We start from the raw sequence: 18,404 nt of genomic DNA on the forward strand, positions 1-18,404 counted from the left end.
CCGACCCCTGTTGGAGCGATCGCACGTGACGAACACCAGCCAGAACAACGAGGCCAAGCTCCTCGACTACCTGAAGCGGGCCACCGCCGACCTGCGTGAGACCAAACGCCGGCTCGCGGAGGCGGAGGAGCGGGCCGGGGCGAAGGAGCGCGAGCCGATCGCGATCGTCGGCATGAGCTGCCGGTTCCCCGGCGGTGCCGGCTCCCCCGACGGGCTGTGGGACCTCGTGCGGCGCGGCGGGCACGGGCGCACGCCGTTCCCGGAGAACCGGGGCTGGGACGTGGACGCCCTGTTCGACGAGGACCCGGCCCGGCCGGGGACCTCGTACGTGCGCGAGGGCGGGTTCCTGCACGAGGCCGTCGACTTCGACGCGGGGTTCTTCGGCATCTCCCCGCGCGAGGCCCTGGCGATGGACTCGCAGCAGCGGCTGCTGCTGGAGGGGGCGTGGGAGGCGTTCGAGGACGCGTCCATCGACCCGGTCTCGGTGCGGCAGACGGACGTCGGGGTGTTCGCGGGCGTCATCCACCACGACTACGTGACCCGGCTCGCGCGGGTCCCCGACGGTTTCGGCGGCTACCTCAGCACGGGCAGCGCGGGCAGTGTGGCCTCGGGCCGGATCGCGTACACGCTGGGCCTGGAGGGCCCGGCGGTGACCGTGGACACCGCCTGCTCCTCCTCCCTGGTCGCCCTGCACCTGGCGGTGCAGGCGCTGCGGCGCGGTGAGTGCACGATGGCCCTCGCGGGCGGGGTCACGATCATGTCCTCGCCGGGCGCTTTCGTGGAGTTCAGCCGGCAGCGCGGGCTCGCCCCGGACGGGCGCTGCAAGTCCTTCGCGGACGGCGCCGACGGCACGGCGTGGGGCGAGGGCGTCGGCATGCTGCTGGTGGAGCGGCTCTCGGACGCGGTGGCGAAGGGGCACCGGGTGCTGGCCGTCGTGCGCGGCTCCGCCGTCAACCAGGACGGGGCCAGCAACGGGCTGACCGCGCCGAGCGGGCGGGCGCAGCAGCGGGTCATCCGGCAGGCCCTGGAGAGCGCCGGGCTGGGTCCGGCCGATGTGGACGCGGTGGAGGCGCACGGGACGGGGACGCGGCTGGGCGACCCGATCGAGGCGCAGGCGCTGCTCGCGACGTACGGGCAGGGCCGGGCGGCGGGGCTGCCGCTGTGGCTGGGGTCGGTGAAGTCGAACATCGGGCACACGCAGGCCGCGGCAGGGGTGGCGGGCGTCATCAAGATGGTGCAGGCGATGCGGCACGGCACGCTGCCGCGCACCCTCAACGTGGACGCCCCGTCGGCGCAGATCGACTGGTCGATGGGCGAGGTGGAGCTGCTGACGCAGGAGCGGCCCTGGCCGGAGACGGGCCGTCCGCGGCGTGCGGGGGTGTCCTCGTTCGGGATGAGCGGGACCAACGCGCACGTGATCCTGGAGCAGGCACCGCCGGAGGCCGCGGCGCAGGAGGCTCCCGCCGCCGGGCCGGTGCCGGGCGTGGTGCCGTGGGTGCTGTCGGGCCGGACGGGGGCGGCGCTGCGGGCGCAGGCCGCCCGGCTGGCCGGGCACCTGGAGGCGGCTGCGGAAGCCCGTCCCGCCGACGTGGGGTTCTCGCTGGCGACGGGCCGGTCCGCGTTCGAGCACCGGGCGGTGCTGCTGGGTTCCGGCCCGCAGGAGTTCCGGGCGGGTCTGGCGGCCCTCGCGGCCGGCGAGGCGGCGCCGGGGCTGGTGACGGGCTCGGCCGAGACCGGTGCGTACGGCAGGGTGGCGTTCGTGTTCCCCGGGCAGGGCGCCCAGTGGATGGGGATGGCCGTCGGCCTGCTGGACGCCGAACCGGTGTTCCGGGCGCGGATCGAGGAGTGCGCGGCGGCCCTCGCCCCGCACACCGACTGGTCGCTGCTCGACGTGCTCGCGGGCCGGCCGGACGCGCCGGGCCTGGAGCGGGTGGACGTGGTCCAGCCGGCGCTGTGGGCGGTGATGGTGTCGCTGGCGGCGCTGTGGCGGGCGTACGGGGTGGAGCCGGCGGCCGTCGTCGGGCACTCGCAGGGCGAGATCGCGGCGGCCGTGGTCGCCGGGGCCCTGTCGCTGGAGGACGGCGCCCTCGTCGTGGCCCGGCGCAGCCGGCTCCTGACGGAGCTGTCGGGGCGCGGCGGGATGATGTCGGTGGCGCTGTCGCACGAGCAGGCCGCCCTGGACGTGGCCGGATACGCGGGCCGGATCGCGGTGGCCACCGTCAACGGGCCCGCCGCCACGGTGGTGGCGGGCGAGCCGGCCGCGCTGGAGGAACTGCGGGCCCGGTACGAGTCCGAGGGGGTGCGGGCCCGGATCATCCCCGTGGACTACGCCTCGCACTCCCCGCAGGTGGAGTCGATCCGGGAGCGGCTGATGGAGGTGCTGGCGCCGGTGCGGCCGCTGCGGCCGGAGCTGCCGCTGTACTCGTCGGTGACCGGCGAGGTGGTGGAGAGCGCCGCGCTGGACGCCGAGTACTGGTACGAGAACCTGCGCCGCACGGTGCGGTTCGAGGGGGCGGTGCGGGCGCTGCTGGCCGACGGGCACCGCTACTTCGTGGAGGTCAGCCCGCACCCGGTGCTGACCCTGGGCATCACCGAGACCCTCGACGCGGTGGCCGGCGCGGGCGGCGCGTCCGGGCGGGCGGCGGTCGTGGAGTCGCTGCGCCGTGACGACGGGGGCCCGGAGCGGTTCCTGGCCTCGGTGGCGGAGCTGTACGTGCAGGGCGGGCCGGCGGACTGGCGGCCCGCGTTCGCGGCGCACCGGCCGCGGACCGTGCCGCTGCCGACGTACGCGTTCCGGCACGAGCCGTACTGGCTGCACAGCGCGCCGGGCGGCGAGGGGGCGGGCACGTCCGGGATGACGGCGACGGGCCATCCGCTGGCCGCGTTCCGGCTGGACCTGCCGGAAGCCGGCTCGGTGCTGTTCACCGGGACGGTCTCGGCGCGCAGCCACCCGTGGCCGGCGGGCGGCGAAGTGCCCGTCGAGGCGCTGGTGGAGGCGGCGCTGGCGGCGGGCGGGGCCGTCGGCCTGCCGGAGGTCGCCGAGGCGGCCGCCGAGGCCGCGCTGGTCCTGCCCGAGCGGGGCGGGGTCCGGCTCCAGCTGCTGGTGGGGGCCCCGGACGAGGCGGGCCGGCGCAGGCTGACCGCGGTCTCGCGGCCGGAGGCGGCGGACGGGGAGGAGCCGTGGGTACGCCACCTGACGGCCCTCCTGGCCCCCGGCCGGGCCCCGTCCTTCACCCCGGGCACGGGCACGGGCGTCACCGCCGCCGCGGGCACGGACGCCGGACCGGTCGCAACCGCCGCGGCGGGCATGCTCACGGGGCCGGCCGGCGCGGCCACCGGGCCGGTTCCGGCAGGCAGTTCCGGCGCGACCGTCGGCGCGGGCGCGACAGCCGGCACGGGCGCGACAGCCGGCACGGGCGGGCCCATCGGCGCGGACGCGACAGCCGGCACGGGCGGGGCCATCGGCGCGGGCACGGGCTTCGGGCCCGACGCCGGCCTCGGGGTGGCGGGTCGTGGGGGCTGGTCGGAAGTGTGGCCGCCGCGGGGCGTCGAGCCGGTGGAGCTCGACGACGAGCATCCCCTCCTGGAGCGGGTCTGGCGGCGGGGTGAGGAGTTCTTCGCCGAGGCCGTGCTGCCGGAGGCGCTGCACGAGCAGGCGGACGGGTACGCCCTGCACCCGGCCCTGCTGGAAGCGGCCCTGTACCCCGTACTCGCCGCCGGCGAGCAGCCGTTGGCGCCGCTCGCCTGGAGCGGTACGGCCCTGTACGCGACGGGTGCGTCCTCGCTGCGGGTGCGGGCGGTGCGCGGGGCGTTCGGGGTGGTGGAGCTGGAGCTGGCCGACGCCGGGGGCGGGCCGGTGGCGGCCGCCACCGTGACTCTGTCGGCCCCGGCGGGGGGCGGCCGGGGCGGACGGCCCGTCACCCCGCTGCACCTGGTGTGGGAGCGGGCCGCCGAAGCCCCCGAGGCGGCCTCGGGCGTGACCCGGGCGCTGGTCGGCGTACCGGACGGCGGTGGACGGGGCCCGTCGGTGCTCCCGGCCTGCGACGGGGCGCCCGCGTACCCCGGCCTGCCGGCCCTGCTGGCGGCGACCGGGACGGCGGCCGCGGCCGGAACCGGGACCGCGAACGGAACCGGGGCAGGCGCCGAAACCACAACCGGGACCGCGAACGGAACCGGGGCGGTGGCGGGGTTGCCCGGGCTGCTGCTCGTGCCGTTGACCCGGGGCGGCGGTGCGCCCGAGGTGTCGGGGGCGCGGGTGCGGGCCGCGGTGGACGGGGTCCGCGAGCTGGTCGGCGCCTGGCTCGCCGAACCCCGGTGCGCCGGCACGGCGCTGGCCGTGGTGACCAGCGGCGCCGAGGCGGTGCTGGACGGGGAGGACGTCCCCGACCTGGCCGGCGCGGCCGTACGCGGCTTCGTGCGCTCGGTGCAGGCGTGGCTCGCCGAGGAGGGGGCGCGCCGCCTCATGCTGGTGGACGTGGACGACAGCGACGCGAGCCGCAAGGCCCTGGTGCGGGCGCTGGGCGGCGAGGAGCCGGAGCTGGCCCTGCGCGACGGCGTCGCCTACGCCCGGCGCCTGGTGCGGGCCGAACCGGTCCCGGCGGGGCCGCTCGCCGAAGGCCTGGAGCCGGTCCGGCTGAGCGGCGCCTCCGACGGGCCGTGCGCCGAGGAGGCCGCCCGGCAGCTGGCCGAGGGGCACGGCGTACGGCTGGCGGGGCCCGGCGAGGAGGCCGCGGCCATCGTCCACCTGGCCGGGCCGGACGGGCCCTCGCTGGAAGCCGCGGTGGACGCCGCGCTCGCCCTGGACGGGCACACCACCCCGCTGGCGTTCGTCACCAGCGTCGGCGGCGCCGTCGGCGCGGGCTGCGCCGAGGAGACCGCCGTCCTGGGCGCGTTCCTCACCGCGCTGGCCGCCCGCCGCCGTGCCGCCGGACTGCCGGCGGCCGTACTGGGCTGGGGCGCGGACCCCGAGGGCACCCCGGCGGGGCTGGCCCCGCTGGCGGGGGCGGCCGGGCCGGCGCCGCTCGGGCACGCGCTCGCGCGGAGCCTGACCCTGGTCTCCGCCCGGGCCGACGCGGGCCCGTTGCGGGCCTCGGGCCGGCCCGTGCCGGCGCTGCTGCGCACCCTGGTGCCCGTACCTCCGCGCCGGGCGGCCAACCGGCGGGCCGACGACGGGATCCCGCCGCGCGAACGGCTCGCGGCGCTGCCCGCCGCGGAGCGGACGGCGGCCCTGACGGCCCTGGTGCGCGGCCACGCGGCCGCCGCGCTCGGGCACGCCGACGCCGAAGCGCTCTCCGTGGAGCGCTCGTTCACCGAGCTGGGCTTCCAGTCGCTGACCGCTCTGCAGCTGGTCCGCTCGCTGCGCGAGGCGACCGGGCTGACCCTCGCCCCCGTCACCGTCTTCGACCACCCGTCGGTGACGCGGCTGGCCGGGCACCTGGCCGGGCTGCTCGGCGGAGCCCGCTCCGAGGAGGTCCCGCGGCCGGCCGGGGGCACGTTCGCCGGACTGCTGCGGGGCGCCCACGCGCAGGGCCGTACCGCCGAGGGCGCGGCGCTGCTGATGGCGGCGGCCGAGCTGGTGCCCGGCTACGACTCCCGCGCCGCGGTGGAGCACTGGCCGGCCCCCGCGGAACTGGCGCCGCACCGGGAGGGCGCGGCGGGCCTGTTCGCTTTCCCGTCGCTGGGCGCGGCCTCCGGCCCGCACGAGTACCTGGCGCTGGCCGGTGCCCTGGCCGGGGTGCGGGGCCTGACGGTGCTGGCGCACCCCGGGTTCGGCGGCGAGGCGGTGCTGCCGCGCAGCCGGCAGGCGCTGGTACGGGCCCAGGCCGAGGCCGTCGCCGAGGCGGCGGGCGCGGCGCGGCCGGTGCTGCTGGGGCACTCCTCCGGCGGCTGGATCGCGCACGCCGTGGCCCGGGAGCTGCTGGAGATCGGCCGGGAGGCGGCGGCGGTCGTGCTGCTCGACACGTACGCGCGCGCCGAGGGCCGGCACGGACTGGAGGTGCTGACGGAACGGCTCGTCGACCCGGACGGCCCGCTCGGGGTGCCCGACGACGGGAGGTTCCTCGCGATGGGCGGCCATCTGCGGGTGTTCGCCGACTGGACGCCGGAGCCCGCGGCGGCGCCGACGCTGCTGGTGCGGGCCTCCGCGTCGGCGGCCTCGGGCGCGGCCGGCTGGGAGTACGCCGACCACGTGGCGGAGGTGGGCGGCGACCACTTCTCGCTGCTGGGCGCGGACGCGGGCACCGTCGCGGCCGCCGTGGACGCCTGGCTGCGGAAGGTGGCCCGCTGATGGCGGCGGCCGGGCGGCTGCTCGCCGTCTCCGACCTGCACGTGGTGTACGCGGAGAACCGGCGGCTGGTCGAGGAGCAGCTCGTGCCCCGGTCGCCGCAGGACTGGCTGCTGGTGGCCGGGGACGTCAGCGAGACGGCGGCGGAGATCGAGTGGGCGCTGGGCCTGCTGCGCGAGCGGTTCGCGCGGGTGGTGTGGACGCCGGGCAACCACGACCTGTGGACGCCGAAGGACGACGCGGTCTCGCTGCGCGGGGAGGCCCGGTACCGGTACCTGGTGGAGCTGTGCCGGTCGCTGGACGTCCTGACCCCGGAGGACCCGTACCCGGTGTGGGAGGGGGCGGGCGGCCCGGTGGCCGTCGCCCCGCTCTTCGTGCACTACGACTACTCGTTCCGGGCGCCGGGGCTGACGAAGGAGCAGTCCCTGGCCGCCGCCCACGCGTCGGGGGTGGTGTGCACGGACGAGTTCCTGCTGCACCCCGATCCCTACCCGGACGCCGACAGCTGGTGCCGGGCCCGGGTGGCGGCGACGGAGGCCCGCCTCGACGAGGTGGACCCGGCGCTGGCGACCGTCCTGGTCAACCACTACCCCCTGGTGCGTGAGCCCACCGACGTGCTGCGCTACCCGCAGTTCGCCCAGTGGTGCGGCACCACCCTCACCGCGGACTGGCACCTGCGCTACCGGGCGGCGGCCGTGGTGTACGGGCACCTGCACATCCCGCGGACCACCTACCACGACGGGGTCCGCTTCGACGAGGTCTCCATCGGCTATCCGCGCGAACGCCGTCTGCGCGGCCTGCCGCGCGGGGTGCTGCGGGACGTGCTGCGGCCGCACGAGGGCGGAGCCTGAGCGCTTCTCCGGGAGTTCTCGAGCGGGGGGCGAGCCGGTGCTGGTGCCGTAGGAGCCGACGGACGCGGCGCGGCCGCCCCGACGGACGAGAGAACGGACCCTTCCCCATGGCGGACCCCCAGCCTCTGCGCGACCTGTGGCTCAGGCAGTACCACCCGGCCCCCGACGACGGGACGACCCTGGTCTGCTTCCCCTACGCGGGCGGGGCGGCCAGCTACTACCACCCGCTCTCCGAGGCCCTGTCGCCCGGAGTGCGGGTGCTGTCGGTGCAGTACCCGGGCCGCCAGGACCGCCGCGGCGAGCCGGTCCGCACGGACCTGCACGCCCTCGCCGACGAGCTGGCCGGGGTCCTGTCCTCCTGCGAGGACGGCCCGCTGGTCTTCTTCGGCCACAGCATGGGCTCCACGCTCGCCTACGAGACCGCGCTGCGGCTGCAGGACGGGCCGTCCGGGGAACGGCTGCTCGGGCTGGTCGTCTCGGGCCGCCGCGGCCCCGCCACGGTCCGCCGGGAGACGGTCCACCTGCGGGACGACGCCGGGATCATCGAGGAGGTGGTCCGCCTGGACCGCGGCAGCGCCGCCCTGCTCGCCGACCCGGACATCGCCGGGATGGTGCTGCCCGCCCTGCGCGGCGACTACACGGCGGTGGAGACGTACGCGCCCCGGCCGGGGGCGCGGCTGCGCTGCCCCGTCAGCGTGCTCACCGGGGACGCCGACCCGCAGGTGACGGCCGAGGAGGCCGCGGCCTGGGCCGGGGCCACGGACGGCGCGTTCCGCCTCCGCACCTTCCCCGGCGGCCACTTCTACCTCAACGCGCAGCGGGACGCGGTGAACGCGGCCCTGGCCGAAGACCTGGCCGCGTTCGCCCTGCCGGCTCGAGTGTGACCCGCCACCCCCTCTTGGAGAATCAGTTGAGTAGTGCACCCGCCCGTCCCTCGTTCGGGACGGTCATCCTCGCCGTGTCCCTGCCGATGTTCATGGTGGCCCTCGACAACCTGATGGTGACCAACGCGCTGACCTCGATCCGCGCCGACCTGGGCGCCTCGGTCGAGGACCTCCAGTGGATCACCAACGCCTACATCCTGGGCTTCGCCGGCCTGCTGCTCGCGGCGGCCGCGCTCGGCGACCGGTTCGGCCGCAAGCGCGTCTTCGTCACGGGCATCACCGCGTTCACCCTGACCTCGGTCGGCGGCGCCCTGTCCTCCTCCACGGAGGCGCTGGTCCTCTTCCGCGCCCTGCAGGGCATGAGCGCGGCCGCGGTGATGCCGCTGTCGCTGACGCTGCTCGCGATGGCGGTGCCGGCGGAGAAGCGCGGCGCGGCGATCGGCCTGTGGAGCGGCATCAGCGGCCTGGCCGTGGCCCTGTCGCCGCTGATCGGCGGTGCGATCACCTCCGGTCTCGACTGGCAGTGGATCTTCTGGGTGAACGTCCCGGTGGGCGTCGTGGCGGTCCCGCTGGTCCTGAAGGCGGTCTCGGAGAGCCGGGGCGCCCCGGTGAAGCTGGACCTGCTGGGCCTGGTCCTGGCCTGCGCCGGCGTGGTCTCCCTCGTCTGGGCCATCGTCAACGGGCACGAGAAGGGCTGGGGTTCGGCTCCGGTCGTCTCCGCGTTCGCGGCGGCCGTGGTCCTCCTGGGGGCCTTCATCGCCTGGGAGCGCAAGGCGTCGGCCCCGCTGCTGCCGCTGTCCTTCTACCGCGTCCGTGCCTTCACCCTCTCGAACGTGGTCTCCCTGGCCGTGTACTTCGGCATGTTCGGCGCCACCTTCCTGATCGCCCAGTACCTCCAGACGGGCCTGGGCCACTCGGCGTTCGTGGCGGGCCTGTGGACGCTGCCGTGGGCGGTCATGCCGATGTTCATCGCCCCGCAGGCCGGCAAGCTGGCCGCGAAGGTCGGCGCGGGCCGGCTGATGGCGCTGGGCCTGGCGGTGTCCGGGGCCGGCCTGGCCTGGTTCGCCCTGGTGGTCGGGGTCGGCACCTCGGACTGGGCGTTCGTCGGCCCGTTCGTCCTGGCCGGGGCGGGCATGGGCCTGGTCTTCGCCCCCACCGCGACGGTGGTCATGGGCGCTGTCGCGCCGCAGCACATGGGCAAGGCCTCGGGCGCCAACACCACGGTCCGCGAACTGGGCGGCGCGCTCGGCATCGCGGTCCTGGCGAGCGTCTTCGCCGCCCAGGGCGACTTCACCGGGCAGCAGCGTTTCGTGGACGGCCTGGTGCCGGCCATCTGGATCGCGGTCGCGGTGGTCCTCGTGGGCGCCCTGTTCGCCCTGGCCATCCCCCGCCCGAAGGCGGCCCCGGCCCCGGCGGCCGCTCCGGCCCCCCAGGCGAAGGAGCCGGCCGGCGCCACGGCGTGACCCGTCGCTTCCCTCTCCGTGCCACCGGATCGCGAGATCCGGTGGCACGGCCCGTTTCAGCCGGACTTGCGGCGGAAGGTGCGGCTCTGGCCGTTGGGGCCGCTGGCGCCCTTGATCTTCAGGCGGCCCTCGTGGTGGGCCTGCTGGGCGCGGGCGCCCCGGGCCTTGCGCTCCAGGGCCTCGCGGAACTTCTCCTTGCCGTCGGGCTCGGCTGCGGCCGCCTGGTCTTCCGGCGTATCGGTCATGGTTGCCTCCTGGGCCCGGACAAACGATGTACTGCTGGAGCCCGTCAGTGTCGCAGCCGGGCGGGTGGAGAGCGACCCCTTTTCGGATCAATGGCGCCATTCAGGCAACGGGGCCCGCTGCCACCGGCTGGGACGCCGGGGCGCGCAGGACGGGGGAGCGCAGGCGGGTCACGGGGTCGCCGTCGGCGCGCAGGTCGGGAAGGGTCTCGGCGAGGGTGCGCAGGGCGGCCCGGGCGATGGGCCCGACCAGGTGCGCGGACAGCCCGAAGTGCAGGTCGGTGCAGAGGCCGAAGGGCGGGGCGTCCGGCGCGGCCAGCGGGTCGCGGTTGACGGCGGCGACGAGGAGGGTGACGCGGGCGCCCACGGGCAGCGCGGTGCCGGCGAGGGTGACGGCGCAGCGCACGGCCCGGGACTCCAGGCGTACGGGGGGCGCCGTGCGCAGGGTGCGTGCGACGGCCTCCCCGGCCCGGCCCGGGTCCTCGGCCAGCCGCCGCCAGCCGCCGGGTTCGGCGAGCAGCAGGCGGACGGCGTTGGAGACGAGGACGGCGGTGGGCTCGGCCACGCCGAGGGCCATGATCTGCGAAGCCCGCAGGGCGTCGGCCGTGGGCCGGTACAGGGCTTCGGCCAGGAGCCCGGCCAGGGCGGTCTCGGCGGCCTCCCCGGCCCGCGCGGCGGCGTGGCTCTGCGGGCACAGCAGGCCGTCGAGGGCGTGGCGGCAGTCGGGCAGGAGGCGGCAGAACCGCTCGTGCGCGGCCTCGGGGAGGCCCAGCTGCTCGGCGAGGACCGGGCCGGTCAGGCGGCGTGCGTAGTGCTCGGCGAGGTCGAAGCGGTCGCCCAGGGCGGCCAGGAGCCTGCGGGCCCAGGTGGCGGTCCGCTTCTCCAGCCGGTCGGCGTCGTCCGCCCACAGCAGGGGCCCGCCGAAGGCGGTGAGCGCGGCGAGCGGCGCGGCCGAGGCCCGGTCGAGGGTGAGGACGGCGCTGCGGAAGGGCGGCGGGGCGCCGCCGGACACGCCGGGGGCGGGGGCGGGGGCCGGGGCGTCGAAGGCGGGATGTCCGACGACCTCCTCGGCGACGGCCCGTTCGGCGGTGACCCAGGTGTCCGGCAGGGCGCTGCGGTGCAGCGGGCCGAGGGCGCGGACGGCCTCCTCGGCGGCGTCGGGCGTCCCGGTGCCGGTGCGCAGGACCCGGGCGTACGGGTCGGCTTCGAGGGCGGCGAACCACTTGGCGGCCCGGGTGAGTTGGTTCCTGCGGGCCCGGCGGTCGGCCTCCCGGCCGGGGTCCCCGGCCAGCAGCTCGGAGCTCATGTTGCGTCCAGCATGCCATCCCGCCGGACGCGGGGACACCGGGCGCGCGGGCGGGGCGCCCGGATGCGGCCGGCCGGAGTCCCGCCGGGACCCGGCCCGGTCGCCGGTCAGGCGGCGGTGGCGGGAGCCTGCTCGGGCAGTGACTCGTACAGGCCCTGCTCACGGGTGGCGAGGACGGCGATCTCCCGGGCCAGTTCGCGGAAGTCCTCGCTGGTCACGGCGGCGCGGTGCGCGGCGGTGTCCTCCCAGACGGAGAGTTCCACGAAGAAGTTGGCGGTGCCGACCAGGCGGAGCGTCTGGTGGCTGACGCAGCCGGGCTGGGCGCTGACGAAGCGGGTGAGGCGGTCCTTGGCGTCCATGAAGCGCACGAGGTCGCCGTGGACGTTCAGCTTGTTGACGTAGGTCACCATGACGGGCGCTCCTGCTCCTTGGATGGGTCTCGGGGGGTCGGACGGGTGGTGTCAGGCGTTCGCCTCGGCGGCCGCGCGGCTGCGGATGCTGCGGCGCAGCACGCCCCGTACGGGCTTGCCGACGGGGGTGCGCGGGACCGCGTCGATGGCCTCGACGCGGCGGATGCGTTCGAAGGGCGCCAGGCGCTCGTTGGCGCGGGCGGCGATCTCCGCCAGCAGGGGCGCGGGGTCGGCCGCGCCGCGCTCGCGCAGGACGATGCCGGCCCAGGTGACGGACCCGTGCACGGCGTCGGGCCAGCCGACGACCGCGCATTCGGCGACCCGGGGGTCGGAGCCGAGGACCCGCTCGACGGCGCTGGGCGAGACGAGTTCCCCGTCGTGGAGGAAGACGTCCCCGAGCCGGTCGACGAGGAACAGCTCCCCGTCCGGGCCGATCCGGCCGACGTCGCCGGTGGAGAACCAGCCGTCGGGGCCGGCCGGCGCCTCCTCGGTGCCCAGGTAGCCGGCCATCAGCTGCGGGCCGCGCACCTGTACCTCGCCGCTCTCCCCGGGCGGCAGCGGGACCCCGGTGTCGGGGTGGACGACGCGGCATCCGGTACCGGGCACGGGGGTGCCGACGGAGCCGGTGCCGGTCGTGCCGTCGGGGCGCTGGCAGTGGGTGAGCGGGGAGAGCTCGGTCATGCCGTAGCCCTGGACGACGGGGACGCCGATCCGGTGGGCGAGGGTGCGGGCGGCGGCCGGGTTGAGGGCGCTGCCGCCCGAGAGGACGGCGGTCAGCCGGGGGCCGGCGGGCAGGCCGGGCAGGGGGCCACCGCGCAGCCGCTCGTCGGCGGCGAGCCGGTGGAGGCGGGCGGGCAGCCCGTAGTAGTGGGTGGCGCCTGCCTCCTCGGCGAGGGCGAAGGAGGCGAACGGGTCGGGGTCGGGGCACAGCACCTGGCAGGCGCCCGCGTACACGGCCGAGTTGAGGTGCATCGGCTGGTACAGCGGGAGGTGGTTGAGGGTGGTGGAGTCCTCGCCGAGCCGGTGGGCCAGGGCCGTCTGGACGGCGTTGGCGACGAGGTTGCGGTGGGTCAGCCGGACGCCCTTGGGGCTCGCGGTGGTGCCCGTCGTGAACTGGACGCAGGCCTCGGCGTCGAGGTCCACGGAGACGGCCGCGCGCGGGGCGGCGGATCCGGCGGCCGGGGCGACGGCGTCGAGGACGAGGTCCAGCGGGACGGCGGCGCCGGGCAGCGGGCCGCCGTCCTCGGCCCCGGTGACCAGCACCAGGGACAGGCTCTCGGGCCGGTCGGGCAGCGCGCACAGCGCCTCGGCGGCGGCCCGCGGCGCGAAGGCCAGCTCGGCACCGGCGACGGCGAGCACCTTCGCCGTCCGGGCGGGCGCGAGCAGCGGGTTGAGGACGACGACGGTGTTGCCGCTGCGGACGGTGGCGTAGTACGCGGCCGCGAACTCGGCGTCCAGGGTGTTCACGACGGCCACGCGCGCCCCGCGCCGGCCCACCGAGCACTCCAGGTAGGCGGCGATCCGGTCGGCGCGGGCGTCGAGCTCCCCGAAGGTGAGCGTCTGCGCGCCCACGCGCAGCGCCGGGGCCCCGGGGGCCCGCAGGGCGGCGCGGCGCAGCAGCCCGTCGAGCGGCAGGTGCGGCAGTCGCGGCAGTTCCGGATGGGCGGGTGTCGGCACGGCTCTGCTCCCCTCTGCACTGCGTCCCGGCGGGCGACAGGGCCCTCCCACGGTCCACGCCACCGCTCGCAATCCACTCCAGGACCACTCGAACCCCTCTGGTGCACACCTCCGGCCCCGACCGGAACCCACGCCACCCGCCACGGCCCGAACCCCGCCCGCAGGAGGGCCAGGCGGGTCGTTCCCCGGCCCGTCAGGCGAGCGCCGGACTCCGCAAGCCGGGCCGGGCCGGACCGATCCGGTGCGACGCGGCCTACGGCCTCTTGCGTCCGGCCGCCGTCAGGGCCGCCGCGAGCTCGCGTTCGGTGGCGGCTACCGCGACCGGCGGGCGGGCCCAGCCGTACGCGGCGACGCGGCCCGCGACCTGGTGCGCGAGGTCCGCGACCTCCGGGTACCCGCCCAGCACGACGGGCTCCCCGGCCGCCAGCGCGGGGGCCAGCGCGGCCAGGGCGGCCGAGGCCCTGGGGGCCACGGACAGCAGGGCCCGCCTTCCGCGCCGGCCGTGCACGAGGCCGTCGTAACAGTCCTCGGGCGCGCCGGGCGGCCGCAGCAGGCAGACCAGTCCCGTCCCGGGGGCGGCCGCCGCGCGCAGGGTGCGCGGCGGCGGGTCGGGGGGCGCGGCCGCCAGCGGCACGGGGGCTCCGTCCAGCAGCCGCAGCGCCTCGGTGACGGTGGCTCCGGGGTCCGCGTCGGCCGGGAGGCCGCGCAGCAGGCAGGCGACCTGCCACAGGATCTCGTCGGCGTCGCCGTCGGCGATCCGGGTCCGGTCGTGGACGAGCGTCAGCAGCAGCCCGCCGTCCACGTCGTGCCGGGCCGTGAGCACCAACGGCGTCCCCGTGTAGGCCTCGCACTCCTCGGCGGGGCCGACGCCGTCCCCGCCCGCCGCACCGAACGGCCCGGACGGCGCTTCCGGCCCCGCCGGGAAGGCAGGCTCCGCGAACGGCCCCGCCGGGGAGGCGGGCCGCCGGGGCCACCCCGGCGCGGACGCGGGCTCCACGAACGGCCCCGCCGGGAACGGGGACTCCGCCCACGGCCCCACCGGGGACGCGGTCTCCCCCAACTCCCCCACCGGGAACGGGGACTCCCCCAACGCCCCCGCCGGGAGCTCCGGCTGCGGAGGACCCCCGGCGGCGAGGGGGCGCGGTGCCGAGGGGAGGCGGGGTTCGCGTGGGGGCAGGAAGGCCAGGACCGACTCCGTGAGCGGGTCGTACGGGTCGCGGCCCGACCAGCGGTGGACCTGGCCGGCCGAGACCCACTCGTACGCGGCGAGGTCGACGGCCCGCCCCGCGAGGGCGGACAGCAGGTCCGCGAGGGTGCCGCCGGGGCGGACCTCCACGCCCACGGGCAGGGCGCCCAGCAGCGGCCCCGGCAGGCGGTCGGCGCCGTCGAGCGGGATGCCCCGGCCGGACACGGCGGCGCCGAAGGCCACCGGGACCGGTCCCGGACCGCCGTCGGCCGCCCGGTACAGCAGCAGCGCCCACACCGCCTGGAGGGCGGTGCTCTCCGCAGCGCCCCGGGCGGCGGCCCAGCCGCGCAGCCGGGCCGCTTCGGCCGGGGTGAGCCGCTGCCGGGTACGGCCGTGCCCGCGCTGGTGCGTGGGGCGGCCGCGGTCGCCGGCCGGGAGGGTGGCGGAGCCCGCGGGCGGGGCGGCACGGGCCCAGAACTCGCGGGCGGGGGCCCGGTCCCGGGTGCCGATCCACTGGAGGTGGTCGCGCAGGTCGGGCCGCCGCTCACCGCCCCGGGGGCGGCCGTCGGCGGCGTGGGCGCGGTGGAAGGCGCGCACGAGCTGCTCCGCGCCGACCGGGTCGAGGAACGCGCGGTGGTACGTGAGCAGGACCCGCGTCGAACCGTCGGGCTCCTCCAGCAGGGCGATCCGCAGCGGGTCGGGCCGGGTGAGGTCGAACTCGCGCATCCGCTCGGCGGCGAGCAGCGCCTCCCACTGGGCGCCGCCCACCGGGTGGCGGACGATCAGCGGACCGGCGGCCGGGTGGACGGCGAAACCCGGCAGCCCGGTACCGGTGCCGGAAGCAGCCGGCGCGAGCCCGGTCCGCAGCACCGCCTCCTGGTCGGTGACGGTCTGCCAGGCCCGGGTGAACCGCTCGGCGTCGAAGGGGCCGGGCAGCCGCCAGTGCAGCTGCCCGGTGTGCAGGCCGCGGCCCGGGTGGGTGAGGCCGTCGAGGAGCACGTCGACCTGGAGGGGGGCGGCGGGGTGGACCCTCGGCCGGGGGGCGGCGAGAACCCGGGACGCCGGGGCCCGGCGCGGGCCGTCGCCGGGGCGGCCGGTCACCGCCTCGCGCTCAGGCTCGGGACGGCCGTCTCCGCGTGCCGCCGGGCCAGGTGCAGGACGCGGGTGCAGGCACCGCCCAGGCTGCGGCGTACGTGGTCGCGGGCCTGGGCGAGGTCGGCGCCCGGGCCGAGGACCGGCTCGATGTCCTCGGCGCGCAGCAGGACCCGGTGGCTGGCGACGGCGGTGACCCCGGTCTCATCGGGGTCGACCGACCATTCGCCGGTGTGGGCGGCGAGCAGCCGCGGGGTGCGGGTCCGCTTGTAGACGATCCGTCCGGCGTGCGGGAGGCAGATCCGTACGGACTCGCTGGTGTCGGTGGTGCCGTCGGCCGCGCGGGTGTCCATGGTCAGCAGCTGGACGCCCGTACGGTCCTCGGCCACGTGTGCGCGGGTGACCTCGGGCAGGTGGGCGGGCCAGTCCCCGGCCCGGTACAGGAAGTCGTAGACGAGTTCCGGGGGTCCCTCGACGCGCACCGAGTCCTCGAAGGACAGCAGCAGGCCGTCCAGGGCGGTCCACTGCTCGGCGGTCCGCTTCAGCTGCTGGAGTTCGGCGTGGCTGTTGGCGTCGGTGGCGTCGGCGAGCCACCGGGCGCCGGCCCCGTCCCCGGGGGCCACCGCGAACCGGTGGTGCAGGGTCAGCCGGGAGCGGCCGCCGGCGAGTTCGGCGACCTCCCAGCGGCCGCTCATGGCGGTGGCCGGGGGCGCCGGGACCTCCTGGTGGAAGTCGATGGTGCGCCGTGCGGGGTCCAGGGAGCGCCGCGACACCCAGGAGGTGACGGTATCGCCCGCGGTCGCCCACATCCCGAAGCGGTCGCTGGTCCCGTCGAAGTCCAGCCGCTCCACGTGGATGCTGGGCGGGACGAACAGCGGCCACTGCGTCGTGTCCGCGAGCAGCGCGTAGACCACACCCGCGGGGGCGGCCACGTCCACCGAGTACGACGTGTGCTGCACACGCTCACCTGACATCGGTTCACACCTCTCTGCCTCGGTCCACCAACTTCGCGGCAGTCGGCGGAGCTCCGCTCGAAAGGCCCTGGACCCCGGCTGCACGGGCCGTCCACGGGCTCTCGGGAGGCCTTGCGAAGACCCCCCGGGCCGTACGGGTACCCCGGGGCCGTGCGCATACCCCCCGGGCCGGCCCCCGGGCATGTGTCAGAGGGAGGCTTCGGCCGCCGCCCGGTGGTGCAGTTCGCGGCGCAGGGAGCGCCGCTCGGGCTTTCCGGCGGGGGTGCGCGGCACGGCGCCGATCAGCTCGACGCGCCGGATCTGCTCGTGCGGGCCGAGCTGTCCGTTGGCCGTCTCGACGATGGAGTCGAGGACGTCGAGCAGCCCGGGCGCGGTCGGGTCGTGCAGGACGAGCCCGAGCCAGGCGACGGCTCCGTGGACCGGGTCGGGCCAGCCGACGACGACGCAGTCGGCGACCCGGGGGTCGGCGGCGAGGACGGATTCGACGGCGGTGGGCGAGACGAGTTCGCCGTCGTAGGAGAAGACGTCGTCGAGCCGGTCGACGAGGTACAGCTCCCCGTCCGGGCCGATGCGGCCGACGTCCTTGGTGGAGAACCAGCCGTCCTCCCCGGCGGCCGGCCCGTTCTCCCCGAGGTAGCCGGCCATCAGCTGGGGCCCGCTCAGCTGCACCTCGCCGGTCTCGCCGGGGCCGAGCGGCAGGCCGGTGCCGGGGTGCACGATGCGGCAGGCGGTGCCGGGGACGGGGGTGCCGACGGAGCCGGAGCCGGAAAGGTCCTCGCCGGGCCGCTGGGAGTGGGTGAGCGGGGCGAGTTCGACCAGGCCGTACCCCTGCAGGACGGGGACGCCGAGCCGGTCGGAGAGCAGCCGGGCGTCCGCGGGGGCGAGGGCGCTGCCGCCGGAGAGGACGGCGGTGAGCCGGTCGAGGGCGGGAGCGGCGGGCAGGGGGAAGCCGGGCAGTTCCCCGGCGCCCGGGAGTTCGCCGTGGCGCAGGTCGGCGGCGAGCTGGTGCAGCCGGGCGGGCAGGCTGTAGAGGTGGGTGGCGCCGGTACGGGCGGCCAGGGCGAGGGCGGCCGCGGGGCGCGGGGCGGGGCACAGCACCTGGCAGGCGCCCGCGAGGACGGCCGAGTTGAGGTGCATCGGCTGGTAGAGCGGCAGGTGGTTGAGGACCACCGAGCCGGAGTCGAGCCGGTGGGCGGCGGCCGTCTGCGCGGCGTTGGCGAGCAGGTTGCGGTGGGTCAGCCGGACGCCCTTGGGGCGGCCGGTGGTCCCGGTGGTGAACTGCACGCACACCACGGCGTTCGGGTCGAAGGGCTCGTCGGGGCGAGGGCCGGGCTGCGGGGCGCGGTCGAGGGCGACGGACAGCGGCAGGGCGTCGGCGGGCACGATCCCGTCGGGTGCGTCGGTGACGACGATCTCGCGCAGCAGGGGCAGCCGGTCGGCGGTCTTGACGAGCTGTTCGGCGGCGGCGGTGGGCAGGAAGGCGATCTCGACGTCGGCCAGTTCGCAGACGCGGCGCAGTCCCGCGGCCCGGATCAGGGGGTTGAGGAGGACGACGGTGTTGCCGCTGCGGATGGTGCCGTAGTAGGCGGCGGCGAACTCCTCGTCGAGGGTGTTGGCGACGCCGACGCGGGCCCCGCGCCGGCCGAGGGCGTGTTCGAGGTAGGCGGCGAACCGGTCGGCGCGGGCGTCGAGTTCGGCGAAGGTCCGCGTACCGTGGGGGGAGCGGAACGCACAGGCGGCGGGGTCGCGTTCCGCGGCCCGGCGCAGCAGTCCGTCGAGCGGCAGCTCCCTGCGGCGGGTCGGTTGCGGGCGGCGGCTGAGGCGGTAGATCGGCACGGCGCGTCCTCCTGGTCGGGCTGATCCCTGGATCTCCGGATCCCTGGTCGCTGGTCCCTGGTCGCTGATCCCGACGCATCACGGTCCGCACCTCCGGTTGAGGGCGCTTCGAAGGTGACTCGATCCCGCCGTCGTCGAGCGTTCCTCCGGCGGCCTTCGACGCCCGGGGCGGAGCCTGCGGGCACGCGCTTCGGCGGACC

Annotated in this window: 10 protein-coding genes and 1 pseudogene; 4 read left to right on the forward strand and 7 right to left on the reverse strand. The window is 77.3% G+C overall.

The genetic code is table 11. From position 1 onward, the window contains the following. Positions 1-43: 43 nt before the first annotated feature. From B4U46_RS35325 to B4U46_RS35340, 4 genes and pseudogenes are all read left to right on the forward strand, one after another. Positions 44-6,286 (forward strand): annotated as a pseudogene (locus tag B4U46_RS35325) (beta-ketoacyl synthase N-terminal-like domain-containing protein); the annotation flags it as partial. Next, the gene (locus B4U46_RS35330; protein ID WP_079432332.1) at positions 6,286-7,134 is read left to right on the forward strand and encodes a metallophosphoesterase family protein; all 849 of its coding nucleotides are present in this window, start codon (positions 6,286-6,288) and stop codon (positions 7,132-7,134) included. The pseudogene B4U46_RS35325 and the gene B4U46_RS35330, both read left to right, overlap by 1 nt. Positions 7,135-7,241: 107 nt before the next feature. Beyond that, entirely contained in the window at positions 7,242-8,018 is a 777-nt protein-coding gene (locus B4U46_RS35335; protein WP_079432333.1) for a thioesterase II family protein, read from the forward strand. 26 nt (positions 8,019-8,044) lie between these two features. Next, positions 8,045-9,481, forward strand: a complete 1,437-nt coding sequence (locus tag B4U46_RS35340; RefSeq protein WP_260338142.1) for a DHA2 family efflux MFS transporter permease subunit — start codon at positions 8,045-8,047, stop codon at positions 9,479-9,481. Positions 9,482-9,537: 56 nt separating this feature from the next. On the opposite strand, the gene B4U46_RS35345 is transcribed toward B4U46_RS35340, so the two are convergent. The 7 genes from B4U46_RS35345 to B4U46_RS35375 form a co-directional block, all read right to left on the reverse strand. Then, positions 9,538-9,726, reverse strand: a complete 189-nt coding sequence (locus tag B4U46_RS35345; protein WP_079432334.1) for a DUF5302 domain-containing protein — start codon at positions 9,724-9,726, stop codon at positions 9,538-9,540. 100 nt (positions 9,727-9,826) lie between these two features. Continuing rightward, positions 9,827-11,029: a hypothetical protein gene (locus tag B4U46_RS35350; RefSeq protein WP_079432335.1), complete on the reverse strand. Its 1,203-nt coding sequence runs from the start codon at positions 11,027-11,029 to the stop codon at positions 9,827-9,829. A 107-nt stretch (positions 11,030-11,136) separates the two neighbouring features. Continuing rightward, positions 11,137-11,439: an antibiotic biosynthesis monooxygenase family protein gene (locus B4U46_RS35355; RefSeq protein WP_079432409.1), complete on the reverse strand. Its 303-nt coding sequence runs from the start codon at positions 11,437-11,439 to the stop codon at positions 11,137-11,139. A gap of 51 nt (positions 11,440-11,490) precedes the next feature. After that, the gene (locus B4U46_RS35360; RefSeq protein ID WP_079432336.1) at positions 11,491-13,116 is read right to left on the reverse strand and encodes a class I adenylate-forming enzyme family protein; all 1,626 of its coding nucleotides are present in this window, start codon (positions 13,114-13,116) and stop codon (positions 11,491-11,493) included. A gap of 253 nt (positions 13,117-13,369) precedes the next feature. Further along, positions 13,370-15,403, reverse strand: coding sequence for a condensation domain-containing protein (locus B4U46_RS35365; RefSeq protein ID WP_079432337.1), 2,034 nt, complete (start codon positions 15,401-15,403; stop codon positions 13,370-13,372). Beyond that, the gene (locus B4U46_RS35370) at positions 15,400-16,368 is read right to left on the reverse strand and encodes an aromatase/cyclase (protein ID WP_167747667.1); all 969 of its coding nucleotides are present in this window, start codon (positions 16,366-16,368) and stop codon (positions 15,400-15,402) included. The genes B4U46_RS35365 and B4U46_RS35370 overlap by 4 nt, the downstream gene beginning before the upstream one ends. A 186-nt stretch (positions 16,369-16,554) precedes the next feature. Next, complete coding sequence (locus B4U46_RS35375; RefSeq protein ID WP_237293440.1) at positions 16,555-18,204, reverse strand: class I adenylate-forming enzyme family protein; 1,650 nt, start codon at positions 18,202-18,204, stop codon at positions 16,555-16,557. Positions 18,205-18,404 lie beyond the last annotated feature (200 nt).

It is taken from the genome of Streptomyces katrae (genome assembly GCF_002028425.1).
Taxonomy (GTDB): Bacteria; Actinomycetota; Actinomycetes; order Streptomycetales; family Streptomycetaceae; genus Streptomyces; species Streptomyces katrae_A.

Bases quoted from the DNA above. Each gene is read 5' to 3' on its own strand.
- B4U46_RS35330 (WP_079432332.1), top strand. From the start codon at position 6,286: ATGGCGGCGGCCGGGCGGCTGCTCGCCGTCTCCGACCTGCACGTGGTG.
- B4U46_RS35335 (WP_079432333.1), top strand. From the start codon at position 7,242: ATGGCGGACCCCCAGCCTCTGCGCGACCTGTGGCTCAGGCAGTACCAC.
- B4U46_RS35345 (WP_079432334.1), bottom strand. From the start codon at position 9,726: ATGACCGATACGCCGGAAGACCAGGCGGCCGCAGCCGAGCCCGACGGC.
- B4U46_RS35350 (WP_079432335.1), bottom strand. From the start codon at position 11,029: ATGAGCTCCGAGCTGCTGGCCGGGGACCCCGGCCGGGAGGCCGACCGC.
- B4U46_RS35355 (WP_079432409.1), bottom strand. From the start codon at position 11,439: ATGGTGACCTACGTCAACAAGCTGAACGTCCACGGCGACCTCGTGCGC.
- B4U46_RS35370 (WP_167747667.1), bottom strand. From the start codon at position 16,368: ATGTCAGGTGAGCGTGTGCAGCACACGTCGTACTCGGTGGACGTGGCC.